This is a genomic window from Rothia sp. P100 (assembly GCF_023712425.1).
GTDB lineage: Bacteria > Actinomycetota > Actinomycetes > Actinomycetales > Micrococcaceae > Rothia > Rothia endophytica.
Map to the genome: position 1 here is coordinate 960,884 of NZ_JAMAYG010000001.1, position 24,922 is coordinate 985,805.

At 58.6% G+C, this 24,922-nt stretch carries 24 protein-coding genes; 12 read left to right on the top strand and 12 right to left on the bottom strand.

What is annotated here, in order from left to right; translation table 11 throughout:
• Positions 1-2: 2 nt before the first annotated feature.
• Positions 3-425, top strand: a complete 423-nt coding sequence (locus M3668_RS04415) for a YchJ family protein (protein WP_251379574.1) — start codon at positions 3-5, stop codon at positions 423-425.
• A 34-nt stretch (positions 426-459) separates the two neighbouring features.
• Here M3668_RS04415 and M3668_RS04420 read toward each other — a convergent pair whose 3' ends face one another.
• Entirely contained in the window at positions 460-1,329 is an 870-nt protein-coding gene (locus M3668_RS04420; RefSeq protein ID WP_251379575.1) for a spermidine synthase, read from the bottom strand.
• A 72-nt stretch (positions 1,330-1,401) separates the two neighbouring features.
• Here M3668_RS04420 and M3668_RS04425 point away from each other — a divergent pair, with 72 nt between their 5' ends.
• Entirely contained in the window at positions 1,402-2,013 is a 612-nt protein-coding gene (locus M3668_RS04425; protein WP_251379576.1) for a GNAT family N-acetyltransferase, read from the top strand.
• 80 nt (positions 2,014-2,093) lie between these two features.
• Positions 2,094-3,170 carry a glutathione S-transferase family protein gene (locus tag M3668_RS04430; RefSeq protein ID WP_251379577.1) on the top strand — a complete coding sequence of 359 codons (1,077 nt, stop codon included), beginning with the start codon at positions 2,094-2,096 and terminating at the stop codon, positions 3,168-3,170.
• A gap of 11 nt (positions 3,171-3,181) precedes the next feature.
• On the opposite strand, the gene M3668_RS04435 is transcribed toward M3668_RS04430, so the two are convergent.
• Together M3668_RS04435 and M3668_RS04440 are read right to left on the bottom strand one after the other, a co-directional pair.
• On the bottom strand, positions 3,182-5,101 hold the full coding sequence (locus M3668_RS04435) for a hypothetical protein (protein WP_251379578.1): 1,920 nt from the start codon (positions 5,099-5,101) through the stop codon (positions 3,182-3,184).
• 2 nt (positions 5,102-5,103) lie between these two features.
• Entirely contained in the window at positions 5,104-5,646 is a 543-nt protein-coding gene (locus M3668_RS04440) for a hypothetical protein (protein WP_251379579.1), read from the bottom strand.
• A 231-nt stretch (positions 5,647-5,877) separates the two neighbouring features.
• Here M3668_RS04440 and purB point away from each other — a divergent pair, with 231 nt between their 5' ends.
• Positions 5,878-7,311, top strand: a complete 1,434-nt coding sequence (purB, locus tag M3668_RS04445) for an adenylosuccinate lyase (protein WP_251379580.1) — start codon at positions 5,878-5,880, stop codon at positions 7,309-7,311.
• A 3-nt stretch (positions 7,312-7,314) separates the two neighbouring features.
• Here the strand turns inward: purB and M3668_RS04450 are convergent, their stop codons facing one another.
• The 3 genes from M3668_RS04450 to M3668_RS04460 form a co-directional block, all read right to left on the bottom strand.
• Positions 7,315-8,250: a hypothetical protein gene (locus M3668_RS04450; protein ID WP_251379581.1), complete on the bottom strand. Its 936-nt coding sequence runs from the start codon at positions 8,248-8,250 to the stop codon at positions 7,315-7,317.
• A gap of 96 nt (positions 8,251-8,346) precedes the next feature.
• Positions 8,347-9,153 carry a di- and tripeptidase gene (locus M3668_RS04455; RefSeq protein WP_251379582.1) on the bottom strand — a complete coding sequence of 269 codons (807 nt, stop codon included), beginning with the start codon at positions 9,151-9,153 and terminating at the stop codon, positions 8,347-8,349.
• A 72-nt stretch (positions 9,154-9,225) separates the two neighbouring features.
• Positions 9,226-10,149, bottom strand: a complete 924-nt coding sequence (locus tag M3668_RS04460; RefSeq protein WP_251379583.1) for a LysR substrate-binding domain-containing protein — start codon at positions 10,147-10,149, stop codon at positions 9,226-9,228.
• A 114-nt stretch (positions 10,150-10,263) separates the two neighbouring features.
• Between M3668_RS04460 and M3668_RS04465 the strand changes: the two genes are divergently transcribed.
• Positions 10,264-11,241: an EamA family transporter gene (locus M3668_RS04465; RefSeq protein ID WP_251379584.1), complete on the top strand. Its 978-nt coding sequence runs from the start codon at positions 10,264-10,266 to the stop codon at positions 11,239-11,241.
• Here M3668_RS04465 and M3668_RS04470 read toward each other — a convergent pair.
• The 5 genes from M3668_RS04470 to M3668_RS04490 form a co-directional block, all read right to left on the bottom strand.
• Entirely contained in the window at positions 11,238-12,026 is a 789-nt protein-coding gene (locus M3668_RS04470; protein ID WP_251379585.1) for a spermidine synthase, read from the bottom strand. The two genes, M3668_RS04465 and M3668_RS04470, sit on opposite strands and share 4 nt — an antisense overlap.
• Positions 12,027-12,113: 87 nt before the next feature.
• Positions 12,114-12,443 (bottom strand): acylphosphatase, encoded by a 330-nt coding sequence (locus M3668_RS04475; protein ID WP_251379586.1) that lies wholly within the window; start codon positions 12,441-12,443, stop codon positions 12,114-12,116.
• An 84-nt stretch (positions 12,444-12,527) separates the two neighbouring features.
• On the bottom strand, positions 12,528-13,202 hold the full coding sequence (locus M3668_RS04480) for an SDR family oxidoreductase (protein ID WP_251379587.1): 675 nt from the start codon (positions 13,200-13,202) through the stop codon (positions 12,528-12,530).
• A 111-nt stretch (positions 13,203-13,313) separates the two neighbouring features.
• Positions 13,314-14,129 (bottom strand): nitrilase-related carbon-nitrogen hydrolase, encoded by an 816-nt coding sequence (locus M3668_RS04485; protein WP_251379588.1) that lies wholly within the window; start codon positions 14,127-14,129, stop codon positions 13,314-13,316.
• A 71-nt stretch (positions 14,130-14,200) separates the two neighbouring features.
• Positions 14,201-14,920: a DsbA family protein gene (locus M3668_RS04490; RefSeq protein ID WP_251379589.1), complete on the bottom strand. Its 720-nt coding sequence runs from the start codon at positions 14,918-14,920 to the stop codon at positions 14,201-14,203.
• Between the two features lie 247 nt (positions 14,921-15,167).
• On the opposite strand from M3668_RS04490, the gene pta reads away from it, so the two are divergent.
• The 5 genes from pta (at position 15,168) to M3668_RS04515 (ending at position 22,157) form a co-directional block, all read left to right on the top strand.
• On the top strand, positions 15,168-17,279 hold the full coding sequence (gene pta, locus M3668_RS04495) for a phosphate acetyltransferase (protein ID WP_251379590.1): 2,112 nt from the start codon (positions 15,168-15,170) through the stop codon (positions 17,277-17,279).
• A 218-nt stretch (positions 17,280-17,497) separates the two neighbouring features.
• Positions 17,498-18,637, top strand: a complete 1,140-nt coding sequence (locus M3668_RS04500) for an acetate/propionate family kinase (RefSeq protein ID WP_251379591.1) — start codon at positions 17,498-17,500, stop codon at positions 18,635-18,637.
• Between the two features lie 313 nt (positions 18,638-18,950).
• Positions 18,951-20,354: a M48 family metallopeptidase gene (locus M3668_RS04505; protein ID WP_251379592.1), complete on the top strand. Its 1,404-nt coding sequence runs from the start codon at positions 18,951-18,953 to the stop codon at positions 20,352-20,354.
• 22 nt (positions 20,355-20,376) lie between these two features.
• Positions 20,377-21,339 (top strand): bile acid:sodium symporter family protein, encoded by a 963-nt coding sequence (locus M3668_RS04510; protein ID WP_251379593.1) that lies wholly within the window; start codon positions 20,377-20,379, stop codon positions 21,337-21,339.
• A 113-nt stretch (positions 21,340-21,452) separates the two neighbouring features.
• Positions 21,453-22,157 (top strand): LysE family translocator, encoded by a 705-nt coding sequence (locus M3668_RS04515; protein WP_251379594.1) that lies wholly within the window; start codon positions 21,453-21,455, stop codon positions 22,155-22,157.
• Here the strand turns inward: M3668_RS04515 and M3668_RS04520 are convergent.
• Positions 22,154-24,229, bottom strand: a complete 2,076-nt coding sequence (locus tag M3668_RS04520) for a glycoside hydrolase family 15 protein (protein WP_251379595.1) — start codon at positions 24,227-24,229, stop codon at positions 22,154-22,156. The genes M3668_RS04515 and M3668_RS04520 overlap by 4 nt on opposite strands.
• Before the next feature lie 103 nt (positions 24,230-24,332).
• Here M3668_RS04520 and M3668_RS04525 point away from each other — a divergent pair, with 103 nt between their 5' ends.
• Both M3668_RS04525 and M3668_RS04530 read left to right on the top strand, forming a co-directional pair.
• Positions 24,333-24,659 (top strand): metal-sensitive transcriptional regulator, encoded by a 327-nt coding sequence (locus M3668_RS04525; RefSeq protein WP_251379596.1) that lies wholly within the window; start codon positions 24,333-24,335, stop codon positions 24,657-24,659.
• A gap of 21 nt (positions 24,660-24,680) precedes the next feature.
• Positions 24,681-24,896: a heavy-metal-associated domain-containing protein gene (locus tag M3668_RS04530; RefSeq protein WP_237203017.1), complete on the top strand. Its 216-nt coding sequence runs from the start codon at positions 24,681-24,683 to the stop codon at positions 24,894-24,896.
• Positions 24,897-24,922 lie beyond the last annotated feature (26 nt).

Genomic DNA, 24,922 nt, shown 5'->3' on the forward strand with positions numbered 1-24,922 from the left:
ACATGACTGATCTTGACACCCGCTGCCCCTGCGGCACCGGCGAAACCTACGGCGCCTGCTGCCACCGCTACCATGCCCAATACGATGCTACCGGCCAGCTAACAGCGCCCACACCCGAGGCCTTGATGCGATCGCGCTTCACCGCCTTTGCTGTGGCCGACGCCCCCTACCTGCGTGCCACCTGGCACCCGAGTACCCGGCCGGCGTCCTTAGACCTGGACGAGACCCTGCGCTGGTACCGACTAGATATTCTGGGCACCAGCGGTTCGGTCTTTGAGACCACCGGGACCGTACATTTTGCCGCCTACTACCGCTCTATCCCGGGCACTGCTCCGGACGCACGAGTCAAGGGAGTGCAAGAAGAGAACTCCCGCTTTGTTAAAGAGACCGGTAGCTGGTTCTACCTGGATGGGGACATGGTCTAACGCCCCCTAGTGAAGGTACCTTGAGCTCAGACTTTTAGACGGGGTCGTGGCGCGGGGACGCTGGCCGGGCAAAGTCTCGCACCCAGGCGTCATCCTTGTACTGAGCCGGCACCCCGCCGCCCAGCAGACGCTTAGAAATCGCGGCAGTCACGGCTTCACCTTCAAGAGGCAACGGCGAGTGAGAACCGGCAATAATGATGTTGCCGCGGCGGCGTCCCTTCAGCATGGCGGGGTCGGCCACCGCAGCGGTGTGTTCGAAGACCCGGGAAATCGCGGCGGCTTCAGCGCGGGCACCAGCTAAATCGCGGTTATCGCCACAATTAATGATGTAGAGCCCACCAACGTCCAGGGTTTTGGCCGCCATTTCAGTGAATTCAAGAGTGGTTAGCGGGGCGGGGGTGATATAGCCAGAGAAGACATCACGAATGATGACATCCCTCGAAGCTGGCGCTAGGGTCGCGGTGACAGCGCGCGCCTCTCCCACCCTAATTTTTACCAGGGGTGCCTTGGGTAGCTCGAACCATTCACGCACGTAATCGGCGAGTTTGGCGTCCAGCTCAACCACGGTATTACGGGAGCTGGGGTAAACGTCAGCCAGGTAGCATGCCATAGAGCAGGCTCCGCCGCCCAGGTGGGTGATGCGCAGTTTAGCGGGGTCCAGATGAGCATCCACATGGGGTTCAATGACGGCAGCTAGCCAGCGCATGTATTCAAAGTCCAGCGCACGGGGGTCACCCAGCACAATGTGGGAGCTTTCCATGCCGTTGATTTCTAGCACCCAACCGTTGGGGGTGTAGTCATCCTCAATGAGCTCTGCGGTGCCGGTTGAAATCTCATAGACGCCCTCAACGGGGCCACCTTCAACCTGCTGTTTTTTCTTAGGAGTTCTTCTGCGTTTAGCCACTCCCCCAGTCTAGTGCGCACTGACGCATAGACTGAGGGAGAACAATATGACCTTGGTGAAAGGACGGCAGGTGTGGGGTTTGCAGTAGAGGGCAGGTACATACTGGTACCGGTGGAGCCAGCGGACGCGCAGAAGTACGTGGACCTGCAACTGGACTGCTTAGCAGAGACCTATAACGAGCTGGTGGACGCCGGTTTTGGCGAGCGCCAGCGTGCCGAACGTGACAGCTGGCTTAAGGAATTTGATCAGAACATTACTGCGCCGAAGGTGCGGGCTTTCTTCGCCTATGAGAACCCGGCATGGCAGCCGGGTGCACCCCTATCGTGTGCGATAGGCGGGGCTGTGGACTGGGAGCAGCCGGTGGGTTTCGCACTTTCGCGGCCCGGCCCTCTGGAGTGGGAGCGCCGTACAGGGCTGCCCCTGATGCCCGAAGGAGCGCGGGAGCTGACCCACCTCTATACGCGTGCATCCACGCACGGCACCGGTTTGGGGGCAGCTCTCTTTGATGCGGTGCTCTATGAGGATGAGCCTGCCTATCTCTGGTATATCAAGGGTAATGAGCGGGCAGTGCAGTTTTATGAGCATCGGGGTTTCACTCGGGATGGCCAGTTTGTTGACTGCCAAGGTGCCTGGGGTGATGCTGTCACCGGTCGCATGTTTCGCGGGGTGAAACCGCCAGCTTAGCGAATTCTAAGGATGATGCGGGCATCCCCCATCTTAAACAATTACTTTACTGTGAAAATAAAATTTGAGATAATGAGTTCATGACAAACCACACCACCGAACACTCCACCCGCGGCGCCTACGTGAACGAGGGCGAGGAGTTCAACCGAGATACCACCTACATCGAGGATCGTATCGTAGCGGATCCAGCGGCCTCCACCGACGGTGAGCACCAGCTCTGGGCAGCAGAAGCCGGCACCTACCGCCTGATTGCCGCGCGCGCTTGCCCCTGGGCAAACCGCACCCTGATTGTGCGCCGTCTACTTGGTCTTGAAGACGCTATCTCGGTGGGTCTGCCCGGCCCTACCCATGATGCCCGCTCCTGGACCTTTGACCTGGATGAGGGTGGCAAGGACCCTGTACTGGGTATCGAACGCATTCAGGATGCCTACTTCAAGCGCTTCCCCGACTACCCCCGCGGTATCACCGTGCCCGCTATCGTCCATGTGGAAAGTGGCGCGGTGGTCACCAACAACTTCCCTCAAATCACCGAGGACTTCGCCAAGGAATGGGGTTCCTTCCACCGCGAGGGCGCCCCTGACCTCTGGCCTGCTGAGCAAGAAGACGAGATGCGCCAGGTGATGAAGCGCATCTACACCGAGATTAACAATGGGGTCTACCGTTGCGGTTTCGCTGGTTCTCAGGAGGCCTACAATAAGGCCTACCAGCGGCTCTGGGATGCCCTGGATTGGGTCGAAGAGCGCTTGGCAACCCGCCGCTATCTGATGGGTGATCACATCACCGAAGCTGACGTGCGCCTCTTCACCACCCTGGTGCGCTTTGACCCCGTCTACTTCAGTCACTTTAAGTGCAACCGCCAGCCGCTGACCACCATGCCTAACCTCTGGGGCTATGCACGCGATCTCTTCCAGACACCAGGCTTCGGAGATACGGTGGACTTCCAGCAGATCAAAGAGCATTACTACATCGTGCAGGAGGATATTAACCCCACCGGCATTGTGCCCGCTGGCCCCCAGTTAGAGAACTGGCTGAGTGACCACGGCCGTGAAGCTCTAGGCGGCTCCCCCTTCAACACGGACGCCGGCGCCACCGCACCCGGGCCGGTCAGGGACGGCGAGCACGTCACCCCCGGCCACAACCCTCTCTACCCCGCCTAAGTTCACTTGAGCTAGAAGCTAGACCCCGCTCCCACCCCGTGGAGGGCGGGGTTTCTGCCATCTGGAAGAACAGCGGGGGATACCTCGATGGGGTTAGGTGAGTAGGTTTTGATGTTGTCATCTAACGTGGGCACCGGTGGCGGTTCCTTCCCGCCGGGATTCCAGGTGAGGTCTGGGGGATGAAGTTCGATATCGCCAATTTTGATGTTCTGCAGAGCGCTGTTCAATTTTTCATCAGCAACAACTATCACCTCATCGTTGAGCCAGTCCACGCCTTCGTCCAGGTTTTGGTAGACCTCGGTGGGGTTAACCGGTTGAGTGATGTCATCCATGGAGCCAGAAGGACCACGGTTTGCGTCTGGCAGGTCCGTTTTCTTCCAGACTGTATTGACGCTGTCTTCTGCTAGGTCGACAGTATCTTTTACAGTCACCGACAGTTCCGACGTCCCATGGGCTATGCCCAGTAAACGTTGCTGATTAAGCTCAGCCTCAGTCAGGTCTGAATCTTGACTTGACCCGGCATAGACGGTTGTTTCACCGGCACGGAAGTCTCCATTGAAGAACTTAGCTAGCGCTTCTGACTCACGATTAAAGCTTTCGCTGTTCTGGGCGTTGTGCAGATAGCCCGGGCTGCCATGAGGGTCACCCTCATTCCAATAGTTGAGGGAGTAGTCCTCTGTGGGCTGGTAGTGAGGGTTGGCCCCCTGGGTTTTCGGCACATAGTCCATCTTGTTATCCATACGAATGTGCGCCACCCCGGGTGGTGCAGCGCCCATGTCGCTGACCGGTGAGCCCTGGGTAGCTACCACCTGCACGTTGTAACGGCTCCTGAACTCTTTGTTCTTGGCTAGGGACATAGCTACCACTCCGCCCTGGCTATAGCCATTGAGCATGATGGGGGTACCCGCGTCGATACCCTCTTCGCGTAGCATTTGGTCTACCAGCTGCATGGCAGCAGAGGACTGGGCCAGTGGAACATCCGGATCATCGAGCAAGGCAGCATTGGCAATGTTTTCAGTCCAGCTAGCCGTACCACCCTCATAGTTTGCCAGCAGGTCAGCCAGCTCGCCATCGGTTCCGGGCAGAGTGATGATGACGCGCTCCTGCCCGGTTTGCTCATCGTAGTGCCGCTGCAGGACGATGTGGTCCCACTCGTTGACGTAGTGTTCACCTCCGTAATGGTCATCTACTGCCTGGTGTGCACCGCTCACCAAGTAATTCATCTGCACAAGGTCAGCGGCCGTTTTGGGGGGCCTATCAAGGCGTAGATTCTCACCCGTTTCTGGGTCAACCCAGGGGTCAATCTCATGACTAATATCTTCGAATACCCTGAGTCTGCGAACCAGCCCGAAACTCTTTGCGGTATCGTGAAGCTGGTCGGTGGCCACAGAGATACTTGCTCGCCCCACCCCAGTCTGGCGAAAGACATCAAAGCCCTTGAGCGCTAGTGGCACTTTGTTTTCTGAAATCACCTTGACGACCGTGGTGCCGCGTTGAACCACAAGACGTAGACTGCCACCTCGATAACCGAATGCGGAGCCCAGGGACTGAGCTGCAGCGGGGCTTTGGTCAAGCGCGGCTTCATAGCCCTGTAAGACATCGGAGGCAAAAGCCTCAGCTGCCTCATAGTTGGCAGCTGATTGACGCACGGCAGTCGCTAGCCTTTGAGCAGCAGCAGCGAGAGTGACCAACGTAGCGGCACCCACAGTAAGACTGGTGAAGGCAAGAGCCCCCTGGCCGCTGGCATCTAGGGCAGCAAGAACACCGACCTGAAGGGCAACAGGAGCTAGCCGGCGGCCCAAGCTCTCATACCGGTCTGCCAGGGCTGATAACTGCTGGGAGACCGCAGTTAGCTCTGCTGTATCAACACTGACGATTTGAGTGGCACCGGCAGGTACCAGGGAGAAATCCGGTGTTACCGCGATGGGCATAGTTACCTCCCCACCTGCGACAGTGCACCAGCCACCTGGTTCAAGAGGGGGTCAGCTAAGTGGCTCTGCAACTCATTCTGCAGGAGGATCAAACCGGAGCGGTCGGCATGGACGATTACATCATCCAGAACACCTTCAACCTGACTCATACCCAGCAGAGCATTATCGATGAGGGCTCCCACCCCGCCCAGGGTGGCGGCCAGGGCATCAAGACTGGCCGCTATACTCTCACCGGCATGTCGGGTGTACGTTGCCGCTGTTTCCAGCTCCCCTTGAAAAGTTGCGTTGGCTACCTGTTCCTGAACCAAAGCGTCCCTAAAAGCTACCGCTGCCTGCGAGCGCCAACTCTCCAGAGAGTAGGCCCTACTTTCGGCAGCAATGCTCTCTAGCTCTTGCACTTCGGTGTCAATATGTGCCCCGAGCGCCCGCGCCCATTCTCGCACTCGCGCCGCTAGCCCACTGGCTGAAGCGCTAGCGGACGCCGCGGCGCCCGAACCCAGCCCGCCGCGGCCCACCGCCGCCATTATGTCTACTGTGCTAGCCATTTGGCTCTCCTTTCACGCTTCACATGACCCACAGCATAAAAAAGGGAAACCGTCTTGGCACCGTGCCAGCACCCCTGTGGATAAGGCACACTCTCCAGAACAGGCAAGGGCGGCACCCGCGAGAAGAAAAGTGGTGAACCTGTGACGGGGTATGACCACCCGGTGCACACAGGCCGATACAGAGAGACGTCAAAGGTGCAGAACCCCTCGTGCCCGTGAGAAACTAGACCTATGTCTCATCGTGATAACTGCACCACACTGCCCAACGGACGCCACTCACTCACCGGCGCCGGTCTAGCCCTCGGCGCTCTAGATGGCCGATACAAGTCCGCCACCGAAACTCTGGTTGACTACCTCTCAGAAGCCGCACTCAACCGTGACCGCGTGCATGTAGAGGTGGAATGGTTCATCTACCTCTGTGATCACTCTGTCCTGCCCGGCCTATCTCCCCTGACGGACGCCCAGCGCGATGGTCTGCGCGCCATCGTCACCGAATTCACCGAAGAATCTGCCCTTGAACTAGCTGAGATTGAAGCGGTTACCGTTCACGATGTGAAGGCGGTGGAGTACTTCATTGGTCGCCGCCTCGATGCTCTGGGACTTGCCCACCTGACCCCCCTGGTTCATTTTGGGTGCACCAGTGAGGACATCAACAACCTCTCCTACGCCCTGGGCATCAAGGACGCCGTCACCAATGTATGGCTGCCTGCAGCCCGCGGCCTGGTAGAGCAGATTATGAAGCTGGCAGAAGAGGCCCGCGAGGTGCCCATGCTTTCGCGTACCCACGGTCAGCCCGCTACTCCCTCAACCCTGGGCAAGGAACTGGCTGTCTTTGCCTACCGCCTGAACCGCCAGATTAAGCAGGTTGAAAACGCCGAGTTCCTGGGCAAAATCAACGGCGCAACCGGCACCTACTCAGCCCATACTGTGGCTGTACCCGGTGCTGACTGGCAGAGGATTTCAGAAGACTTTGTCACCGGCTTGGGTCTGGACTGGAACCCCCTGACCACCCAAATCGAAAACCACGACTGGCAGGCTGAGCTCTACTCCTCCATCGCCCACTTCAACCAGGTGCTGCATAACCTCTGCACCGACGTGTGGAGCTATATCTCTATCGGTTTCTTCCGTCAAATTCCCGTGGCAGGTGCTACCGGCTCCTCAACCATGCCGCACAAGGTTAACCCCATTCGTTTTGAGAACGCAGAAGCTAACCTTGAGATTTCCAACGGTCTGCTGAATACTCTGGCTTCAACGCTGGTGCAGTCACGCTGGCAGCGCGACCTCACCGACTCGTCCTCCCAGCGCAATATCGGTGTGGCGTTCGGCCACTCGGTGCTGGCGATTTCTAACGTGGTCAAAGGCTTGGAACGCCTGGACATCGCCACCGACGTCATTGCCGCTGACCTGGATGAGAACTGGGAAGTTCTGGCTGAGGCCATTCAGATGGTCATGCGCGCCGAAGCTATTGCCGGTGTTGAAGGCATGGAGAACCCCTACGAACGTCTCAAGGACCTAACCCGCGGTCAGCGCGTGGACGCCACCCGTCTCAAGGAATTTGTAGCAGAGCTGGGTCTATCAGATGACGCCGAAAAGCGCCTGAGCGAGCTAACCCCTCACACCTACACCGGTCTAGCAGCCCAGCTCTTGGAGCACGCTAACCGCTAGCGTTTAGCGCCCCATCCGCCCGCGCGCCTTCATATAAGCGCGGGCGGCAAGCCGGGCGCCGATAGCTCCAGGGTGATTCTCCGGTAGCTCAATAGGGTCTTGAACCGGTGGAGCTCCCTTCGTCTGTTCTGCACCTTCTGCAAGGATGCCGCCTGGCCCCTGCCCCTCTTCAGCGAGGGTATCTGCGTCGTCGGCGATATCGGAGGCTTTTGCTCGGGAGTCCTTGAGTGCCTCCCGGCTTAAAAACTGGGGAAAGTCTGCCGGTGGCTCCCCCAACTGCTCGGCCAGCTGTTCCACCAGGCTGGCAGCAAAAAGCTTGCGTTCTTTGCTGTTGGTCAGCACAGCGCTACCGGTCTTAGCTAACTGCTCGCCTGCCTTGATGAGCAGAAAAGCTTGAGGGTTACGGGCTGCAAAGACCCCGATAGCACCTAGCAGGCTGAAACTTTGATCCTGCGGGGTGCTCTGCCGGGGTGCATCCAAAGCTGCCAGGAGGTCATTGACTCCCCCGCCCAAAAGCTGCTCCGCGGCGTCCTCAGCATCTGCTACCTGCCTGCCGTGTAAGAGCGCCAGCGCGTGCACGTAGGTCTTAATAGCCTGGGCTGAGCCCACATGAGCCGCAGTATTGACCCCTTGTTGAGCGCTCTGCCCCACACCTGCAATTTTCTGACCGGCACTCCCCAGGTGAGCCGCCGCACGGGTTGCCAGGGCAATCTTGGGGTTGCGGGTGAACCTACCTACCGCACCGGGTGTGAAATGCTCAGCACCTGCACTTACCCCGCCCACCAGGGTAAAGTCTCTGATAAAGACGGCGCTAACCCTGCTCACCAGTTGCTCCGGGGTGTCATCAGGGTGCCTCAGGCGTAGCTTCTTGAGGCGGCGAACCGCCAGCGGTTGAGGCTGTTGGCCAGCCGGGGGCGTACCGGGAGCAGAGTCAGTCATGGCTTCATTCTAAGACACTAAAAACCCACCCTGCCCGGACCAGGTACTGGCTCAGACAGGGTGGGTGAAGATGAAAGGATGCTGGAGCGTAGCCCTCTAGGCTTCGATCGCGGCGCCGCCCTCGGTGTCAGCCTCAGGGTTCTTGACGCCTTGAGCGGCGGTGTCCACCAGCTTGGGTGCACGGTTGCTATTAAGATCGGCAGGGAAAACTGCGGGCAGGGCTCCGAAAGTTTCGGCAACTGACTTCACCACAGCTCGACCCAGTGCCAGGTTAGCACCGCCGCCGACCACTGCACCGATACCAAAGGGCATAGCGCGGCCCAGCAGAGCACCGGACTGGCGGGTAAGGAAGCGCTTGATGAACATGTTACGGATGGTGCGCTCCACGCTGAAAATCTTTCCGGAATCCTTAGAGCCCATCATCATGCCCCACTTACGGGAGACACCACCGGCCTTACCGGTGTGCGCGAGCATGGAATTCATGAGCACGGAACCATCCTCACCCAGCATGATCGCCATGACCATGAGACGGGCTTTATCGGGGTCTTCTACGTGCACGCCGTGCAGCTCCGCCATAGACTGAGCGTAAATAGCGGTTCGCTCAAGGTAGCCACCCACAGCCAAGACGGACAGACCCACGGAGGCTGCCGTTCCCAAACCGGGCACGAAAGCTGAGGCACCTACCGCGCCGCCACCAACGGTGACATCACGCAGGTAGGCTTTTTCAAGGCGTTTCGCTAGCTGGTCAGGGGTCTCATGGGGGTATTTCTCGCGCATCTTCTTGAGCCCGGAAAGAATGAGGGGGCGCTGCACCTTCAGCACGGTGTCAACAGCTTTGGTCACAGCGGGCTTGGGCTTGCCATCAGCATCAAAGGCACTGGAGGCATTGAACATATCAAACATACCGCTAGCTTACTGCCCCGGCTCCCAATATGAACAGTCTACTTGGTGTATGTACGCCCAGGGCACAGCATATTAACTCTCCAACTCAAAGTCAGACTCAAGGATGACGTTCTCTCGAGCCGCTGTCTCTAGCGCTTCCTTGCAAGCGATGACGGCGGGGTGGGCGGCATTGCCAGCCCGCACCACCGTATAGAGGGCACGGTGCGGGTTGCCCGCAAGTGCCACAGATCGGGTGCCGGGCAGGGCTTCTGCCGGTATCAGTGAAGGTACTAGTGCCAAAGCCAGGCCCTCCCGCACCAGGTTGGCCTGGAGCAGGGGATCATTGGTTTCAAACTTTACGATGGGTTCGAAGCCTGCCTCCCGGCAAACATTGCGGCTCCACTGCCCCGCAACCGTATGAGGCGGGTCGAAAGCCCAGGGAGCCTTCGCCAGGTCAGCTAGTTGAGTAGGTGGGTCGGCCAGCGCGCCAGTGACCGGTAAAAGCAAGCGCAAGGCATCTTTCAGCAAAGGATTGCGTACCGTACCGGGGTAGGCAGGGGCAGGTAAACCCGGGAATTCCTCCCCAATGATGATGTCAAACTCGTGTGCTAAGAGCCCCTCGTATGATTGGTGGACCATACGCTGGGAGAGCTCCACATTGATGTGAGGATAGTTTTCGGCAAGCAAGGTCAGTGCCCGGGGTGCCATACCAATCACCGCGGATTGGAAAGTTGCCAGGCGTAGAGTATGCCCACCTCGGAATGTTGCCAGCTCAGATTCTGCCTCTTCAAGTCGTGCCAGCACAGCGTCGGTGTGAGCCACTAGCACCAGGGCGGCGGGGGTCAGTTTAACCCCGCGTCCTACCGTTTCTAGGAGCTGAACGCCGGTTTCTTTTTCTAGCACCCCCAACTGCTGAGATATAGCTGAAGGGGAATAGGCCAGGGATTCTGCGACCTTTGCCAGGGTTCCTAGCCGTGACAGTTCGCTAAGCATCCGCAAACGATTGAGGTTGAGCATACTCCACTACCATTCATAAGAAAAAATGATGAGTTTTCATCAAATTCATTCGCTAGACTATCCTATTTTTTCGGTGCATTCTTGAAAGCATGTACCCCCATATGGAAGGACCCCATGACACAGCATCCCAGCGCCCATAGCACCTACACCGGTGTTGCCCTGGTCATTGGCTCCGCCCTATCGCTACAGTTCGGGGCGGTCTTCGCCTACCAACTTTTCCCGCAGCTGGGTTCCTGGGGCGTCACCACCCTGCGTCTGGGCGTTGCGGCGCTGGTTCTCACCCTGATGGTGCGCCCCAGGGTAGGCCAGTGGAGTGCCGAGCAGTGGAAGGCTGTAGCACTCTTTGGCGGCTCTATGGCGCTGATGAATGGCACCTTTTATGCCGCTATTGAGCGAATCCCCATCGGACTTGCCGTCACCATCGAGTTTCTGGGGCCGTTGGTGCTTGCCGCTGCGCTCTCCCGCCGCGGTATTGACTTTCTCTGGCTGGGCATCGCTCTCCTGGGCATGGGAGTGCTGGGGTACGAGAGCATCAACAATGCTACCGACTACGACCCCTTAGGGGTGCTCTTTGCCCTGATTGCTGGGCTAGGTTGGGCGCTCTATGTACTCGCCGGCGCCAAAGTGGGGCAGGCGGTTGAAGGTACCGGCGGGCTGGCGGTTGCCATGTCTTTTGCCGCAGTGTTCCTGCTCCCGCTAGGTGCGCCAGGGGCACTAAAAGGTGTTACTGACCCCCATCTACTTCTACTCGCCATCGGCACCGGTCTGCTAGCCTCTCTCATTCCCTACACGCTGGAGCTCATGGCCCTGCGCCGTCTGCCCCGCAACACCTTTAGTATTTTGCTCAGTCTAGAACCAGCTGTAGCCGCGATTGCCGGTTTCCTACTTCTAGGGCAGGTCACCGGGCCAGTGCGCTGGCTAGCCATCGCCCTGCTCATTGCCGCCAGCGTGGGCGTGACCCTTTCCGCCCGCAAAAATCCCGGCCCTAAAGAGGTGCAGCTGGGTGAGGTAGCGCCGGTGACCGCGTCCCTGCCCATGATTGAGGACGCTACCGCACAGGGCTCGAAACCACAAAGGGTCGAGAAGGGTTAGAGTTCGCTCACCCAACCCGCTAGCTCATGAGTGTCCAGCACGGACGCCGGGTGCGGCCCGGCCTCCAGAAGCCGGGCGCGGGTGTCTGCATCCAGCGGTCGTTGTGAACCAACCAGAATCAGGTTGCCTGCATGGTGAGCAGTCAGCATGGAGCTTTCGGTCAGGCACCACACGTGCTCAAAAATCTCTAGCAGGGTGCGTGCCTGGGCGGCGAAGAAGGTTAGCCCGGCATCGTCCCCCACGTTCACTGCCAGCATGCCTTCTTGAGCTAAGGCATCACGCAGGTCAGTGTAAAAGCCGGGTGTAGTGAGGTGCTCGGGAGCGGACCATCCCGAGAAAATATCGAGCACCAACAGGTCTATGCCTTCTGGGGCATTTAGGTAGCCCTTAAGGTAAGGCGCAGCTGCCGCCGCGTCTTCGATAAGGATCTGGCAGTCGGTGCCTACAGGAAGGGGCAGTTGGGAAATGACAAAGCTGGGTAGTTCCCGTTCAATATCCACGGCAATTTGGCGGCTCCCAGGGCGGGTCGCCTGCACATAGCGCACCAGAGTTAAGGCACCGGCGCCCAAGTGCGCTGCAGTCATAGGCTGGCCTGCCGGTGCTACCAAATCAGCTAGGTGGCCAATGCGGCGCAGGTACTCATAGAAAATGTGGTCGGGGTTGGCGAGATCCACATGGGACTGTTCAGCGCCCCCTATTTCGAGGATGTACCCCGTCTTGCTGAAACCATCGCGAGCAACGGAAGCAGAAAGCCCCGAAAAGGAGAGCTGGATATTCTTGGTCATAGAATGACCCTACCGTTTTGGGCACTTCTAGTTCCATTTGCCGATAAATAGTAGATATCCAATGGAACGAACGGCGCCCACAACCCGCTAGTAGATGCCGAAGCTCTTGTAGCGCCCTTCTGGCTCACCCATCTCAGCCTGCACTTGCTCTACGTGGCCGGCGGTATCGCCCGACTTAAGGGCTGCAAGCAGACTCTCACAGTCCGCTCGGCGGCCCTGGGCGATGATCTCAACAGTTCCGTCATCAAGGTTTTTGGCGTAGCCAACCAACCCCAGAGGCTTTACCTTACTGGCAACCCACCAGCGGAAACCCACGCCCTGCACCCGACCGTGGACGGTGGCGGTCAACTGCGCTTCAGCAGGTTCAGCCGTTTGCTTCGGTGCCCTGCTATCAGAGAGAAAATCAAAGAAACCCATAAGCCCACTCTAGTAATTTGCCCGCATATATAAAAGGGCACCTGCTCTAAGCAGGTGCCCCGATTCACTAGAAAACTTAAGTTTCTACTGTAAGACCAGACTCTGCGGCGCGGACGCCAGAGCCGCAGCAATATCAGTGGCCCCATCGGTGAAGGGAATTGCCTTCCCCACGGTGCTGTCATCATCAACCGTGACCGCGATAGCGCGAGCGACGGAGGCGCGGGAGGTTTGATGATCACCGGTAGCGACGCCTACGCTAATGGGGCCCTCGGGATCCAGGGTGAGGGCACTGGGCCCTAGAATGGTGAAGTCTAGCCCCGAGTTACGCAGGTGCTCATCTGCCTCGGCTTTAGCCTGGGCGTAGGGGTAGAAGGAATGTTCCGGTTCAATGCCGTGATCAGCGCCCGCACCGTTATAAGAGACCATGATGTAGCGCTTAATTCCTGCCTGTTTGGCGGCCTCCATAGAACGCACCGCGGCGTCGCGGTCAACGGCATAAGTACGCTCGGGGGTGCCACCGCCGGCACCGGCGCTCCATACCAGAACTTCAGTGCCTAGTCGGCGGTAGAGGTCTGCCTGCTCCTCGATAGAAAGACTCTGAATATCGGCGACCACGGGGGTTGCCCCGGTTGCCTCAATATCTGCCGACTGGTCTTCGCTACGGATCACCGCCTGAACGGTGTGCCCCTTACTCACCAGCATGGGCTCTGCTAGCAGGGCGACCTTACCGTGGCCGCCAATAATCGTTACTTTAGCCATGAGATGCTCCTTTGCTCACCCGCCCCGGTGGCGGGTTTAATCCTAGGCTACGCGGGGTGGCAGGAGCTTTCTAGGGCACTTGGCTTTTAGCTCAATAAGTCCTTGCGTGACCTAGTAGCCCAGCTTCGCGTGCTCTACAACCGGTAGCGTCTTTTTGGCCTGGGCGACCTCACCTAAATCTAGCTCAGCAATCAGCACCTCGGGCGCCTCCCCCGCTTGAACCAGGGTTCGGCCGAAGGGGCTAACCACCCTGGAATACCCCACACCCAGCGGCTGGGTCATATCAACGCGCGGGTCACTCACCGCCGGAGAGGCTTGGTCAGCAGCAAGAATAAACATGTTGGAATCCAGGGCGCGGGCGCTCGTCAAAATCTGCCACTGCTCCACCTTGCCTTCGCCACCAGCCCAGGAAGCTGACACGATGGTCGCCTGCGCACCCGCACGTGAATAGTCTGCAAAAAGCTTGGGGAAACGCACGTCATAGCAGGTGGCAAGCCCAATTTTCACGCCGTCCACGGTAATGAGTTTTAGCTCCTTACCCGCTTTGACCCCGTCTGATTCTTTCACGCCGAAAGCGTCGTAGAGATGCACCTTGGTGTAGACCGTCTCCACGCCATTCTGGTCAAAGGCATAGAGGTTGTTATGCACCCGCAGGTTCCATTCATCTGACAGTTGCACGGGGGCAAAACCGCCGGCGACCACGGTCACGCGGTGCTCCCTCGCCAGGTTGCCCAGGGTCTGGCGGAAGCTGAGCTCATGCTGGGCTGCGTCATCGTAGAGGGAGCCGCCAAAACTGACCATGCTCGCCTCGGGAAAGACCACCAGGCGTGCCCCTTTGCTCACCGCAGCTTCGGTGTACTCACGGAGTAAGCGCAGGTTAGCGGAGATATCTTTGGTGGACTGAATCTGGCAGAGGGCAATCTTCATAGTTCCACTTTAGGCAAGAAAGAAGCGTATTCAAAGGGTCAATGCCTCGTACAGCGGGGCAGGGAACGGTTTTAGAGGTTAGCTGCCGTCCTAAACGCGGCCACCATAGCCTCCACTGAGGTGGAGGACTCCACCCCTGCCACTACCTGACCATCGACCACGAATTGAGGCGTGCCAGTCACTCCCGCTGTCTTACCTTCTTCATACTCACTTTGAATCAGGTCGAACTGGTCATCGCGGTTCAGGTCAGCACCAAATTGTTCCTGATCAAGCCCCAGTTCCTCTGCGTAACCGGTGAATGCCTCAACCAGACTCTCAGAAGTGGTGAGTTCTTTCCACTTACTCTGGTGCTTGTAAATATGGTCCGCCATTTTCTGGTGGGCCCCCTGTAGTTCTGCTGCCTGAACTGCTTGTGCAGCGGGAACGGCGTTATCGTGCATGGGCAACGGGAAGTGCTTGACGGTCACGTTCATGGTGCCTTCAAGCTCCCCCGCCACCTGCGCGTAAGTGGGATCGGCCTTGGCGCAGTAAGGGCACTCTAGGTCAGTAAAAAGAGTGACGGTGGGGGCACCTTCGGTAACTTTGTTGAGGTGATAGCCGTCCTGAGTGCGCACGCCGGTTTCGGTTTCGCTCAGAAATTCCTGATTGCTCGAGGACGCAGGGGCGCTAGAAACGGTGGTGCTAGGAGTTACTGGTGAGTTAGCGTTGTCAGCCGCTCCACCGCAGGCGTTGAGCGTTAGCAGCGCGATAACGGGCAGGGCAAGAGAACGGGCACGAGCGGACAGTTTCACAGGCAGGCTCCTTGAAATGAGTAATACTTGACCACCACCTTACCCCCGCCGAGGATGGGCGGGAGATGACAGACTGTCAGCGTGCATCACTGCAGCAAGCACACATGAGATGTCACACAAACACACGGCGTATAGCCCTTAAAACTCACCTCAAGGAATAAACTCGAAGGTAAGGCAAAGCGCCCCCTTCGCGCCCGCACCGAGCCTGACGCGAGGGCCCAACCCGCCACAAGGAATATAGACACTGATGACCAACGGCATATACATCTCAGCGATGACACAGGGCTCCGGCAAGTCCCTCATCGCACTTGGCCTCTTCGATTCTCTCGTCAAAGAAACCGACCGTGTGGGCTTCTTCCGCCCCGTTTTCGCCGGTGAAATCGAATCACACGACCCCCTGATTCGACTGCTACGCGCCAAATACGAGCTGACCGAGGACCAGGCCCGCGGCGGTGTCTCACTAGATCGCTGCCGCGAACTGCTGGCAGAAGGCAACCACGAAGAAATGTCTTCTATTGCCGTATCGGTATATTCCCAAATGGCAGCCCACTGCGACGTGATTATCGTAGACGGCACCGATCTGCTCTCTCACAACGCAGCCACCGTTGAGTTTGACCTCAATGCCCAGTTCTCCCGAGACCTCGGTCTGCCCGTTATCGCCGTGGTTGGCGCTCAGGAAGCATCCGTCTCTGATGCCGTGAACGCCATCGACGTTGCCCGCACCGAACTGCACAACGCCAAAGTCGATGTGCTCGCCATGATGGTTAACCGTTGCCGCCCTGAGCTACGCGATGAAATCGCAAAGAACGTCAAGCGCGGCCCCTCCAACCGACCCGTCTACGTTCTGCCCGAACTGCCCGAAATGGCGCTGCCCACCGTGGCAGAGGTTGTGCACAACCTTGGTCTGAACGGCGAAGGTATGAGCGCTGACTTCCTGGACCGCGACATCCACGACATCAAAATTGCGGCTATGACCGTCTCTAACTTCCTCTCCCAGTTCACCGACGGCGACTTCGTCATCGTGCCCGGGGACCGCTCAGACATCATGGTGGCCACCCTGGCATCTGCCCTGGCGCCCAGCTTCCCCGCACCGTCTGGCATGCTACTGACCGGCGGCCTGACCAACGAACTAGGCAGCAACACCGCCATCGGCCAGCTGGTCGAAAAAGCACCCTTCCCCGTCTTCTCCACCCAGCTGGATACCTTCAAGGCAGGGCGCGCGGTCTCCCAGGTACGCGGTCAGCTAGCCCTCGCACAACCCCGTAAAATCGCAGCCGCCCTAGGCGAATGGTTCCGCAACGTGGACGAAAAGGAGCTCTTCGAGCGTCTAGAACTTGAACGCCCCGCCACCATGACCCCCCTGCGCTTCCTGCATAACCTCATCGAAAAGGCACGCAGCGACCGCCGCTCCATCGTCCTGCCCGAAGGCTACGACCCCCGCATCCTACGCGCCGCGTCCATCATCGTGCGCCGCGACTTCTGCGACCTCGTCATCATCGGTAACCCCCAGCAAATCGCTGAAATCTGCCAGCGCGAATCCATTGACCTGCCCGTAGCGGACGGGAACAAGCGCGGCGTCACCATCATCGACATCGATAACAACGAATACTTCGATGACTTTGCCGCCACCTACGCTGAACTGCGCGCCCACAAGGGAATGACTCTTGAAGGCGCCCGCAACCGCATGATGGACCCCTCCTACTTCGGCACCATGATGGTTCACAAGGGCATCGTGGACGGCATGGTCTCCGGCGCAGCAAACACCACCGCCAACACCATCCGCCCCTCCCTGGAATTCGTTAAGACCCGCCCCGGCGTCAAGGTCGTCTCCTCCGTTTTCCTCATGCTCATGGAAGACCGCGTGCTGGTCTTCGGTGACTGCGCAGTCAACCCCAACCCCAACGCTGAGCAGCTAGCTGACATCGCTATCGCCTCCGCTGAAACTGCCCGCCAGTTCGGTGTAGACCCCAAGGTCGCCATGCTCTCCTACTCCACCGGCACCTCCGGCGCCGGCGCAGACGTCGAGGTAGTAGTCGAAGCGACCGAGAAGCTCCGCGAGTCCAACCCCGACTTCGCCTTCGAAGGCCCCATCCAGTTCGACGCGGCATCCAACATGTCCATCGCCTCATCCAAGCTGCCCGACTCTGAGGTCGCAGGTAAAGCAACCGTCTTCATCTTCCCCGACCTCAACACCGGCAACAACACCTACAAGGCTGTCCAGCAGACCTCCGGCGCAGTTGCAGTTGGCCCCGTCCTGCAGGGCCTGCGCAAGCCCGTGAACGACCTGTCCCGCGGCTGCACCGTTGATGACATCATCAACACCGTAGCTATCACCGCGATCCAGGCACAGACCCTGTAATTCAGGCTCCGCAAGGATGCGGGCTGGCTGACCAGGTACGGCGGCATGCACGCGCCTTCGCCAGCTGACCCTCTCACGGGTTCGCTAGCGCTCACGCGTGATTCACGCCAGCCCCGAGCCATCTGGCTCCAGGCGCGTGCATACCTGCCACCTAGCAAAAGTACGCCCGGTCGGCTGCCCCCATAAAGACTTTTCAACTATTAGAAGGAAAACACTTCATGCTCGTTCTCGTTATCAACTGCGGTTCATCCTCAGTCAAATACCAGGTGCGCGACACCGCAGCTACCGGCGAAGATGCCCAGGTCATTGCTAAGGGCCTAATCGAAAACATTGGTGGGGCTGAGATTCCCACTCACACCGAAGCTCTGCACATTATGGCTGAGGCACTGGTTGAGCCCCTGCACGGCAAGACCATCGACGCTATCGGCCACCGCGTGGTGCACGGCGGCGAGATTTTCTCTGAGCCCGTGATCATTACCGAGGACGTCATCACCAAGATTGATGAGCTCTCACCGCTGGCTCCCCTGCACAACCCCGCCCACGTGCTGGGTATCCGTGCAGCGCAGGAAACCTACCCCGGTGTTCCCATGGTCGCTGTCTTTGACACCGCTTTCCACGGCACCATGCCCGCACATGCTTACCGATACGCTGTTCCCGAGGATTTCTACGAGCAGTACGGTGTGCGCCGCTACGGTTTCCACGGCACCAGCCACGACTACGTGACCGGCATTGCCGCTGACTTCCTGGGCGTAGAGCGCAGCGAGTTCAACGGCGTCATCGCCCACCTGGGTAACGGTGCTTCAATCACCGCTATCGAAAAAGGCGCCTGCATCGACACCTCCATGGGCTACACCCCCCTGGCTGGTCTGATTATGGGCACCCGCTCCGGTGACATTGACCCCTCAGCACTGACCTCTGTGATGATTCAGAACCCCGAAATCACCGCTGAGAAGATGGACACCATCCTTAACAAGCAGTCCGGTCTGCTAGCTATCGCCGGTAACAACGATATGCGCGAGGTTGTTGAGGCAATGGAGGGTGGCGACGAGCGCGCCAAACTGGCATTGGACATGACCTCCTACCGCCTGGCTAAGTACATCGGTGGCTACCATGTAGCTGTTGGCGGTATGCAGGCGCTGGTATTCACCGCAGGTATCGGTGAAAATTCCTCACAGTTCCGCGAGCTGGCTATCTCCCGCCTGGGTGCCCTGGGCATCAAGCTGGACGCCGAAGCCAACAAGGTACGTGGCGATGAGCCCCGCATCATCTCCACCGAGGACTCAGCTATCCCCGTACTGGTCGTTCCCACCAACGAGGAAAAGGCTATCGCTGAGGCAACCGAGGCGCTGACCAAGTAGCCCGGCTTCAGTCCTTGAAGACCGCTACGTACCCTAGGGGTGTGTAGCGGTTTTCTTATGCCCGAGGCGCGGAGGTTCCACTGTGCTGCTCTCCCACCGCCAGCGTCAGCAGAAAAGCATGACTGACTCACGCGATAGGACTCCTTCGGAGAGCTTATGTTTCAGAGCAGCTCCTCCTGTACGGTTGGGGAGTATAGAAAATCGCGAGCGCCCCGCCGTCCTTTCTTGTTCTGCCCGCCACCTAACTCGCGCCCCCTCCCCGCTTTCTTGCTAGTGTTATACAGGAAGTACAGGTCTAACCAGCGAGAGACGCATGAGCGAAACACCCTACGGCATCGAACCGCCCCAGCAGCAGGCGGCTCAGCAACCCGGAACCCCATTACCCGATGACCTCTCGCGCGGCTGGCTGCCCGAAGATACCCGCCAGCGCCCCATCTCACCGCTACCGCAGCCCAAGCTCTTTGGCTTCCAATCCCTGCTGCCCTTCAGATTCCTCAACGCCATCCGTCACCCCGCTGAAGTGCCGCTAGTGGCTATGGCCTATGCCCTGACCTTCATGGTCTACATCGGCGGCGCCATCTTTTTAACTGTGCAGTTCATGCGCTTCATTCTGGAACCAGACTTCTTCTGGACCCCCAGCAACCTGGTACTACAGCTCATCGTGATTGCCCTCTACCTGCCCATCATCGTCTTCTTTGTGCGCGCCATGAACTACGCGCAGATGCGCATCCAGGGTGTGCGTATGTCGCCCACCCAGTTCCCCGAGGGCTACCAAATGGTGGTCGAAGCAGCCCACGCCGCTGGTCTGCGCCGTGTGCCGGACGCCTACGTGGTGGCAGGTAACGGCGTCATCAACGCTTTTGCCTCCGGGCACGGGCACCGCCGCTTCATCGTTATCTACTCAGACCTCTTTGAAATCGGTGGGGAGGCACGCAACCCCGAGGCTCTACGCTTCATCATTGGGCACGAAGTGGGCCATATCGCCGCTGGCCACGTCAGCTATTTCCGCCTGATTTTCACTTCCTTCTTTACACAGATTCCCTTCCTAGGCACACTGCTTTCCCGCACCCAGGAATATACCGCCGATAACTTTGGCTACCGTTTTTGCCCCGAAGGCGCCGAAACCACCACCTCCGTGCTTGCCGCCGGTAAGTACCTGATGAACGACGTGAACTTTCATGAGCTCGCCAACCGCGCCGTCTACGAGAGGGGCTTCTTCACCTGGCTGGCTAACCTCAATACCACCCACCCGCCCATCACCTGGCGTGCCCACGCCCTGCGCGACCGTACCGAGCCCGGCCGCCTGGTCTGGCGTCCCAAGAACAACCCGGTTTACCCCCTCTCTGCCGTGCCCGCCGCCGAACCGGCAGCCGCCTGGCCAGATCCGTTGCAGGCCAGCGACTTCATGCTCACCTACCCCGAGCGTGAAGAAAACCAGCACTGGGGTTCAGTACAGACCGTCTACCGCGAGCCTGCCCAGTACCGCGACCGCGCCGTGGGCGACATGCTCTACGCCGGTTGGGTGCCCCCGCAATTCCGCGGCGATATGCCCGGCAGCTTGGGTGACCCGGTGCGCGGGGCTGCAACACCAGCCGGCACTGGATCGCAGGCAGACCCTGAAGCTTCCAGCTCGGACGCACCCCAGTGTCCTGCCCCAGAAACCCCGGACGAACCCGGCAACTCAGAGGGCACAACTGGCCCTCAGAACCCCGCTTAAACCGGGGCTCGTGAAACCTAGAATGACCCTGAAAAACTTGCTGGCCCGCCGCCCGGATCCGCTGATTATGCTGATTATTGTGGCGGTTATCCTGGCGATTCTTCTACCAGCCCGCGGCGACTTTGCTGAGGGCTTCAGTCTGGCCACAAAAATAGCTATTGCCCTGCTCTTCTTCCTCTACGGTGCCCGCCTTTCGCCCACCGAAGCGTTGCAGGGCCTCAAACACTGGAAGCTGCACAGCACCATTCTGGGCTTCACGTACCTGGTCTTCCCCCTCTTGGGTTTAGCGCTCTACCCCCTGACCTATGTGTTGGGTCAGGAGCTCTACCTGGGTCTACTTTTCATGTGCCTGGTGCCCTCCACCGTGCAGTCATCGGTAGCTTTCACCTCGCTTGCACGCGGTAACGTCGCCGGCGCTATCGTCAGTGCCAGTGCCTCTAATATCGCCGGTATTCTGCTCACCCCCCTGCTGGTGATGCTGCTGATGCGTAATGGTGACCTAGTTATTTCTGGTAGCGCCTTCCTGGATATTTCTATTCAGCTTCTCCTGCCCTTCCTCATCGGCCAGCTTCTACGCCGCTGGGTGGGTGGGATTGCTAAAAACAAACTCACCAAAAACGTTGACCGACTCTCTATTGGCATGGTGGTCTATTCCGCTTTTTCAGCGGGCATTGTGGACGGCGTGTGGTCCCGCATCGGCATCTGGCAGTTGGTCGTCCTGGTGATTCTGTCCCTGCTCATTGTGGAGTTCATGCTTTGGTTCAGCGGCTTTGTATCTAATAAGCTGGGCTTTAGCTACGGTGATCGGGTGGCAGTTCAGTTCTGTGGTTCCAAAAAATCACTGGCAACCGGGGTCCCCATGGCAGCGGTCATCTTCGGTGGTGGCGCAGTTGGCGCCATTATTTTACCGCTGATGGTTTTCCACCAGGTACAGCTGATGATTTGTGCCGCCCGCGCCGCCAAGTGGGCACGTCAAGCACCCTAGACCCCAGGCCGGTCAGAGCTCAAGCCGGCTACTATCGGCACACCTAGAACACCCCCGTCCTACATCCCAAAACTTTCTTGCACGTAGTAAAACTGCCTTGGTAGCGTGTGCCCATGACTCTTAGCCAGGCACTGATTGGTTTTGCGGGTATCACTTTTCTGATCACCATTATTCCCGCCACTGATACCGCCCTGGTGCTGCGCTCCCTCGTAGCCCGGGGCAGAACCGCTGCCTTTGCCTGCATTCTAGGTATCACCGCTGGCCTGCTCATTTGGGGCGTAGCGGCAGCCACCGGCCTGGCGGTGCTCATGGCAACGGCCCCGGGCGTCTTTGATGCCATCACCCTGGCAGGCGGTGCCTACCTCATCTATCTGGGCGTACGTTTTCTGCTCAATCTGCGCCACTGGGGATCAGTGACCGCTCTCAAAACGCAGGACGCCGCCTTAGCCAGTTTGCCAACCCCCGAGACTCCCGTGGGAAACCTTAATTCAGCAAGCACCCCTAGCGCAGGGGTCTACCGAGACTTTTTAGCGGGCTTTATAGCCAACATTCTCAACCCAAAAATCGCGGTTTTCTACATTGCCACGGTGCCACCTTTTATGGTTGCTACCGTGCCCCCACTGCTGATGGGCACCTACCTGGCGCTCATCCACGGTGGTATCAACGTCGCCTGGTTCGCGGTCATCGTCGCCCTAGCGTCCCTGTCTATGAAGTGGCTCTTGCACCCACGCGCCACCCTAGTAATTGACGGAGTGGCAGGCACCGTGCTGGTGATTTTTGGTGTAACTATCCTTTGGGAAGCTGCCCTTAGTCTCTAAAGACCCAGCGCCTGAACCACACGAATCAAAGAAATATGAGCAAGAGCCTGCGGGAAGTTACCGGTCAAACGCTCATGGGCAAAGTCGTACTCCGAACTCATCAAGCCCAGGTCATTGGCGCAATCCAGCACCAGGTTTAGCAGTGCGCGGCCGTCTGCCTCACGTCCTGAACGAATGTACTGCTCAGCCAGCCACAGAGTGGAGATAAAGTGGGGGTTATCCTGCCCCTCAAAACCGTCATGCGAATCGGAGTTGTCATAGCGGTAAATCATGCCCGAAGCATGTTGGATGGTTTCCTCGATACGCTTGACGGTCGCCAGCATCCGCGGGTCATCCCAAGCAACCAGCCCAATTTGGGGTAGCTGCAGCAGGGAAGCGTCCACGCTAGAACCACCGTAGGTTGAGACAAAGCAACCCAAAGCTTCGTTATAACCGCGGGTCAGAATGTCCTCAGCCACGGTGTCACGGCAGGCTTCCCAGGTGGCAGCGTCGCCGTCCATGCCGTAATCACGGACCGCTGATACACCAGCATCAAAAGCAGCCCAAAGCATCGCCTGAGAGTGGGTGTAGGTGGAAGGTTCACCGTAGATTTCCCACATCGACCGGTCAGTTTCGCCGATACGCTCAGTGGCCGCGTTCAGCAGTGCCTTCTGGATGGGCCAGGACAGGTGATCTTCAGCCACACCCTGCTCACGCAGGTTCGCAAAGGTCACCAGCACCTGCCCCAGGGCATCCCCCTGGAACTGGTCACCAGAACCGTTGCCCGAACGAACCGGCTGTGAGCCCTCATAGCCTGGGAGCGCCAGGCGGCGCTCCATATCGTCCTTCTCGCCCGCCAGCCCATAGACCGCGTGAATCTGACGCGGGTTATTGGCAAGGGCGCGCAGAATCCAGTTGCGCAGCTGCGCAGTTTCACGCTCGTGCCCGTGGGTTAGGGTGACGTCCATAGCCATAGCGACATCGCGTAGCCAGGTGAAGCGGAAGTCGTGGTTGCGTTTACCGCCGATGACCTCAGGCAGAGAGGTGGTCGCTGAGGCAACCAGCGCACCGGTCTCCCGTGAAATCAGAGCACGCAACACCAGCAGTGAGCGTAGACGAGCTTCGCGGTAGCGGGCGTCTGCCTCTTCGCGATGGGACTCTTCTGTAGGCACGGCAAGTGGCGTGGCAGCGGTCTGCGCTAGTTCTCGGTAGGTTTCTTCATCGACCTCTAGCGAACTGGTGTTGGACCCGCTTTCAAGCAGAATAGAGGAGGTTTTGAGGCTCTCGGTAGCATCCTCTTGAAACTCGGGCACCGAACGCACCGCAGAGATTTCTTCTGGGTTGGCTGTATCAGCGCCCGCCGTATCAGCACCAGTGGCCTGAGGCTCAGTTTCTTCTTCTGGAGCGGTATAAAGATCAGACCACTCACTCCACTGATCCTGGGTGTAGGTCAGTGCCGTGGCGTAATCGACCGGTGCCGGCGGATTGTGGTTAGAGGCAAAGTAAGACAGCGCAAAAGTGTAGCTCTGACCTGCTGAAACGGTGAAGGTTTCCGCCTTGGATTCAGGGTCACCCTCAGGCACACTATCACCGTGGAAAACCAACGCGTGGGGGCCAGCCATACCCACCAGCATGGCTGCATCCGGGTCTGGTGAACCATCTGAGCTGGTGCCTTCATAGCGGGTCACCCAGGGCACGGTCTTGCCGTAGTCAAAGCGCATGGCTAGCTCGTGGTATATGGTGACCTCACCGGTGAGGCCCTCAACATTACGGACGATGGTGGTACCGCCAGAAAGAGGCATAAACTCGGTGACGCGCACACTGGCGTCCCCCACAAACCAGACGGTCTGCAGAATGAAAGTGTTTTCGCGGTAGGAGCGCTCAGTACGCACCTCTTCTACCGGAGCTGGGTTCACCGATTCGAGGGGAGCCAGGAGCCAGCGCCCGTGCTCACGCTCGCCCAGCAGAGCTGCAAAGACCGCGCGGGAGTCAAAGCGCGGAGCGCAGAACCAGTCGATAGAACCAGCCCGTGAGACCAGAGCACCGGTGTTCATATCTGAAAGTAGAGCATAATCCTCGATGAATGAAGCCATGCCACCCAGTCTAACAGGGGGCTTATTAAGACTGCGGAGATGATTTAAAACTGCCGGAGGTAAGACACTTGAAATATACCCCTATGGGGTATACATTAAAGGTATGTGCGAAGAAGATTCAAGCCCTACTGCACCCCATGGTTACACCCCTGAGAAAGACGCCTACCTCAAGCGCCTACGCCGCATTGAAGGGCAGGTGCGCGGGGTCGCCCGCATGGTCGAGCAGGATACCTACTGCATCGACGTTCTCACCCAGGTAGCCGCCATCAACAAGGCACTGCACAGCGTCTCACTACAACTGGTAGAAGACCATGTGCGGCACTGTGTGGTCGGCGCAGCCACCGAAGCGCAGACAAGCGGCAACCCAGAACTCTTGGACGCCAAATTATCCGAAGCTATGACCGCCATTAGCCGACTGGTCAAAAGCTAACCCACCTCAAGGAGGAAACCCATGTCAGCAACCACCGTCAAAGCAACCGGTCTGACCTGCAACCACTGCGCGATGAGCGTTACCGAAGAGCTCGAAGAAATCGAGAACGTGACCAACGTTGAGGTCGCTGTAGTCAAGGACGGAGAATCGACCGTCACCATCACCCACGACGGCAACCTCACCAACGACAGCATTGAAGCCGCTATTACCGAAGCCGGCTTCACCCTGGTTAAGTAAGCGCAACCTGCATGGGCAACCTATCA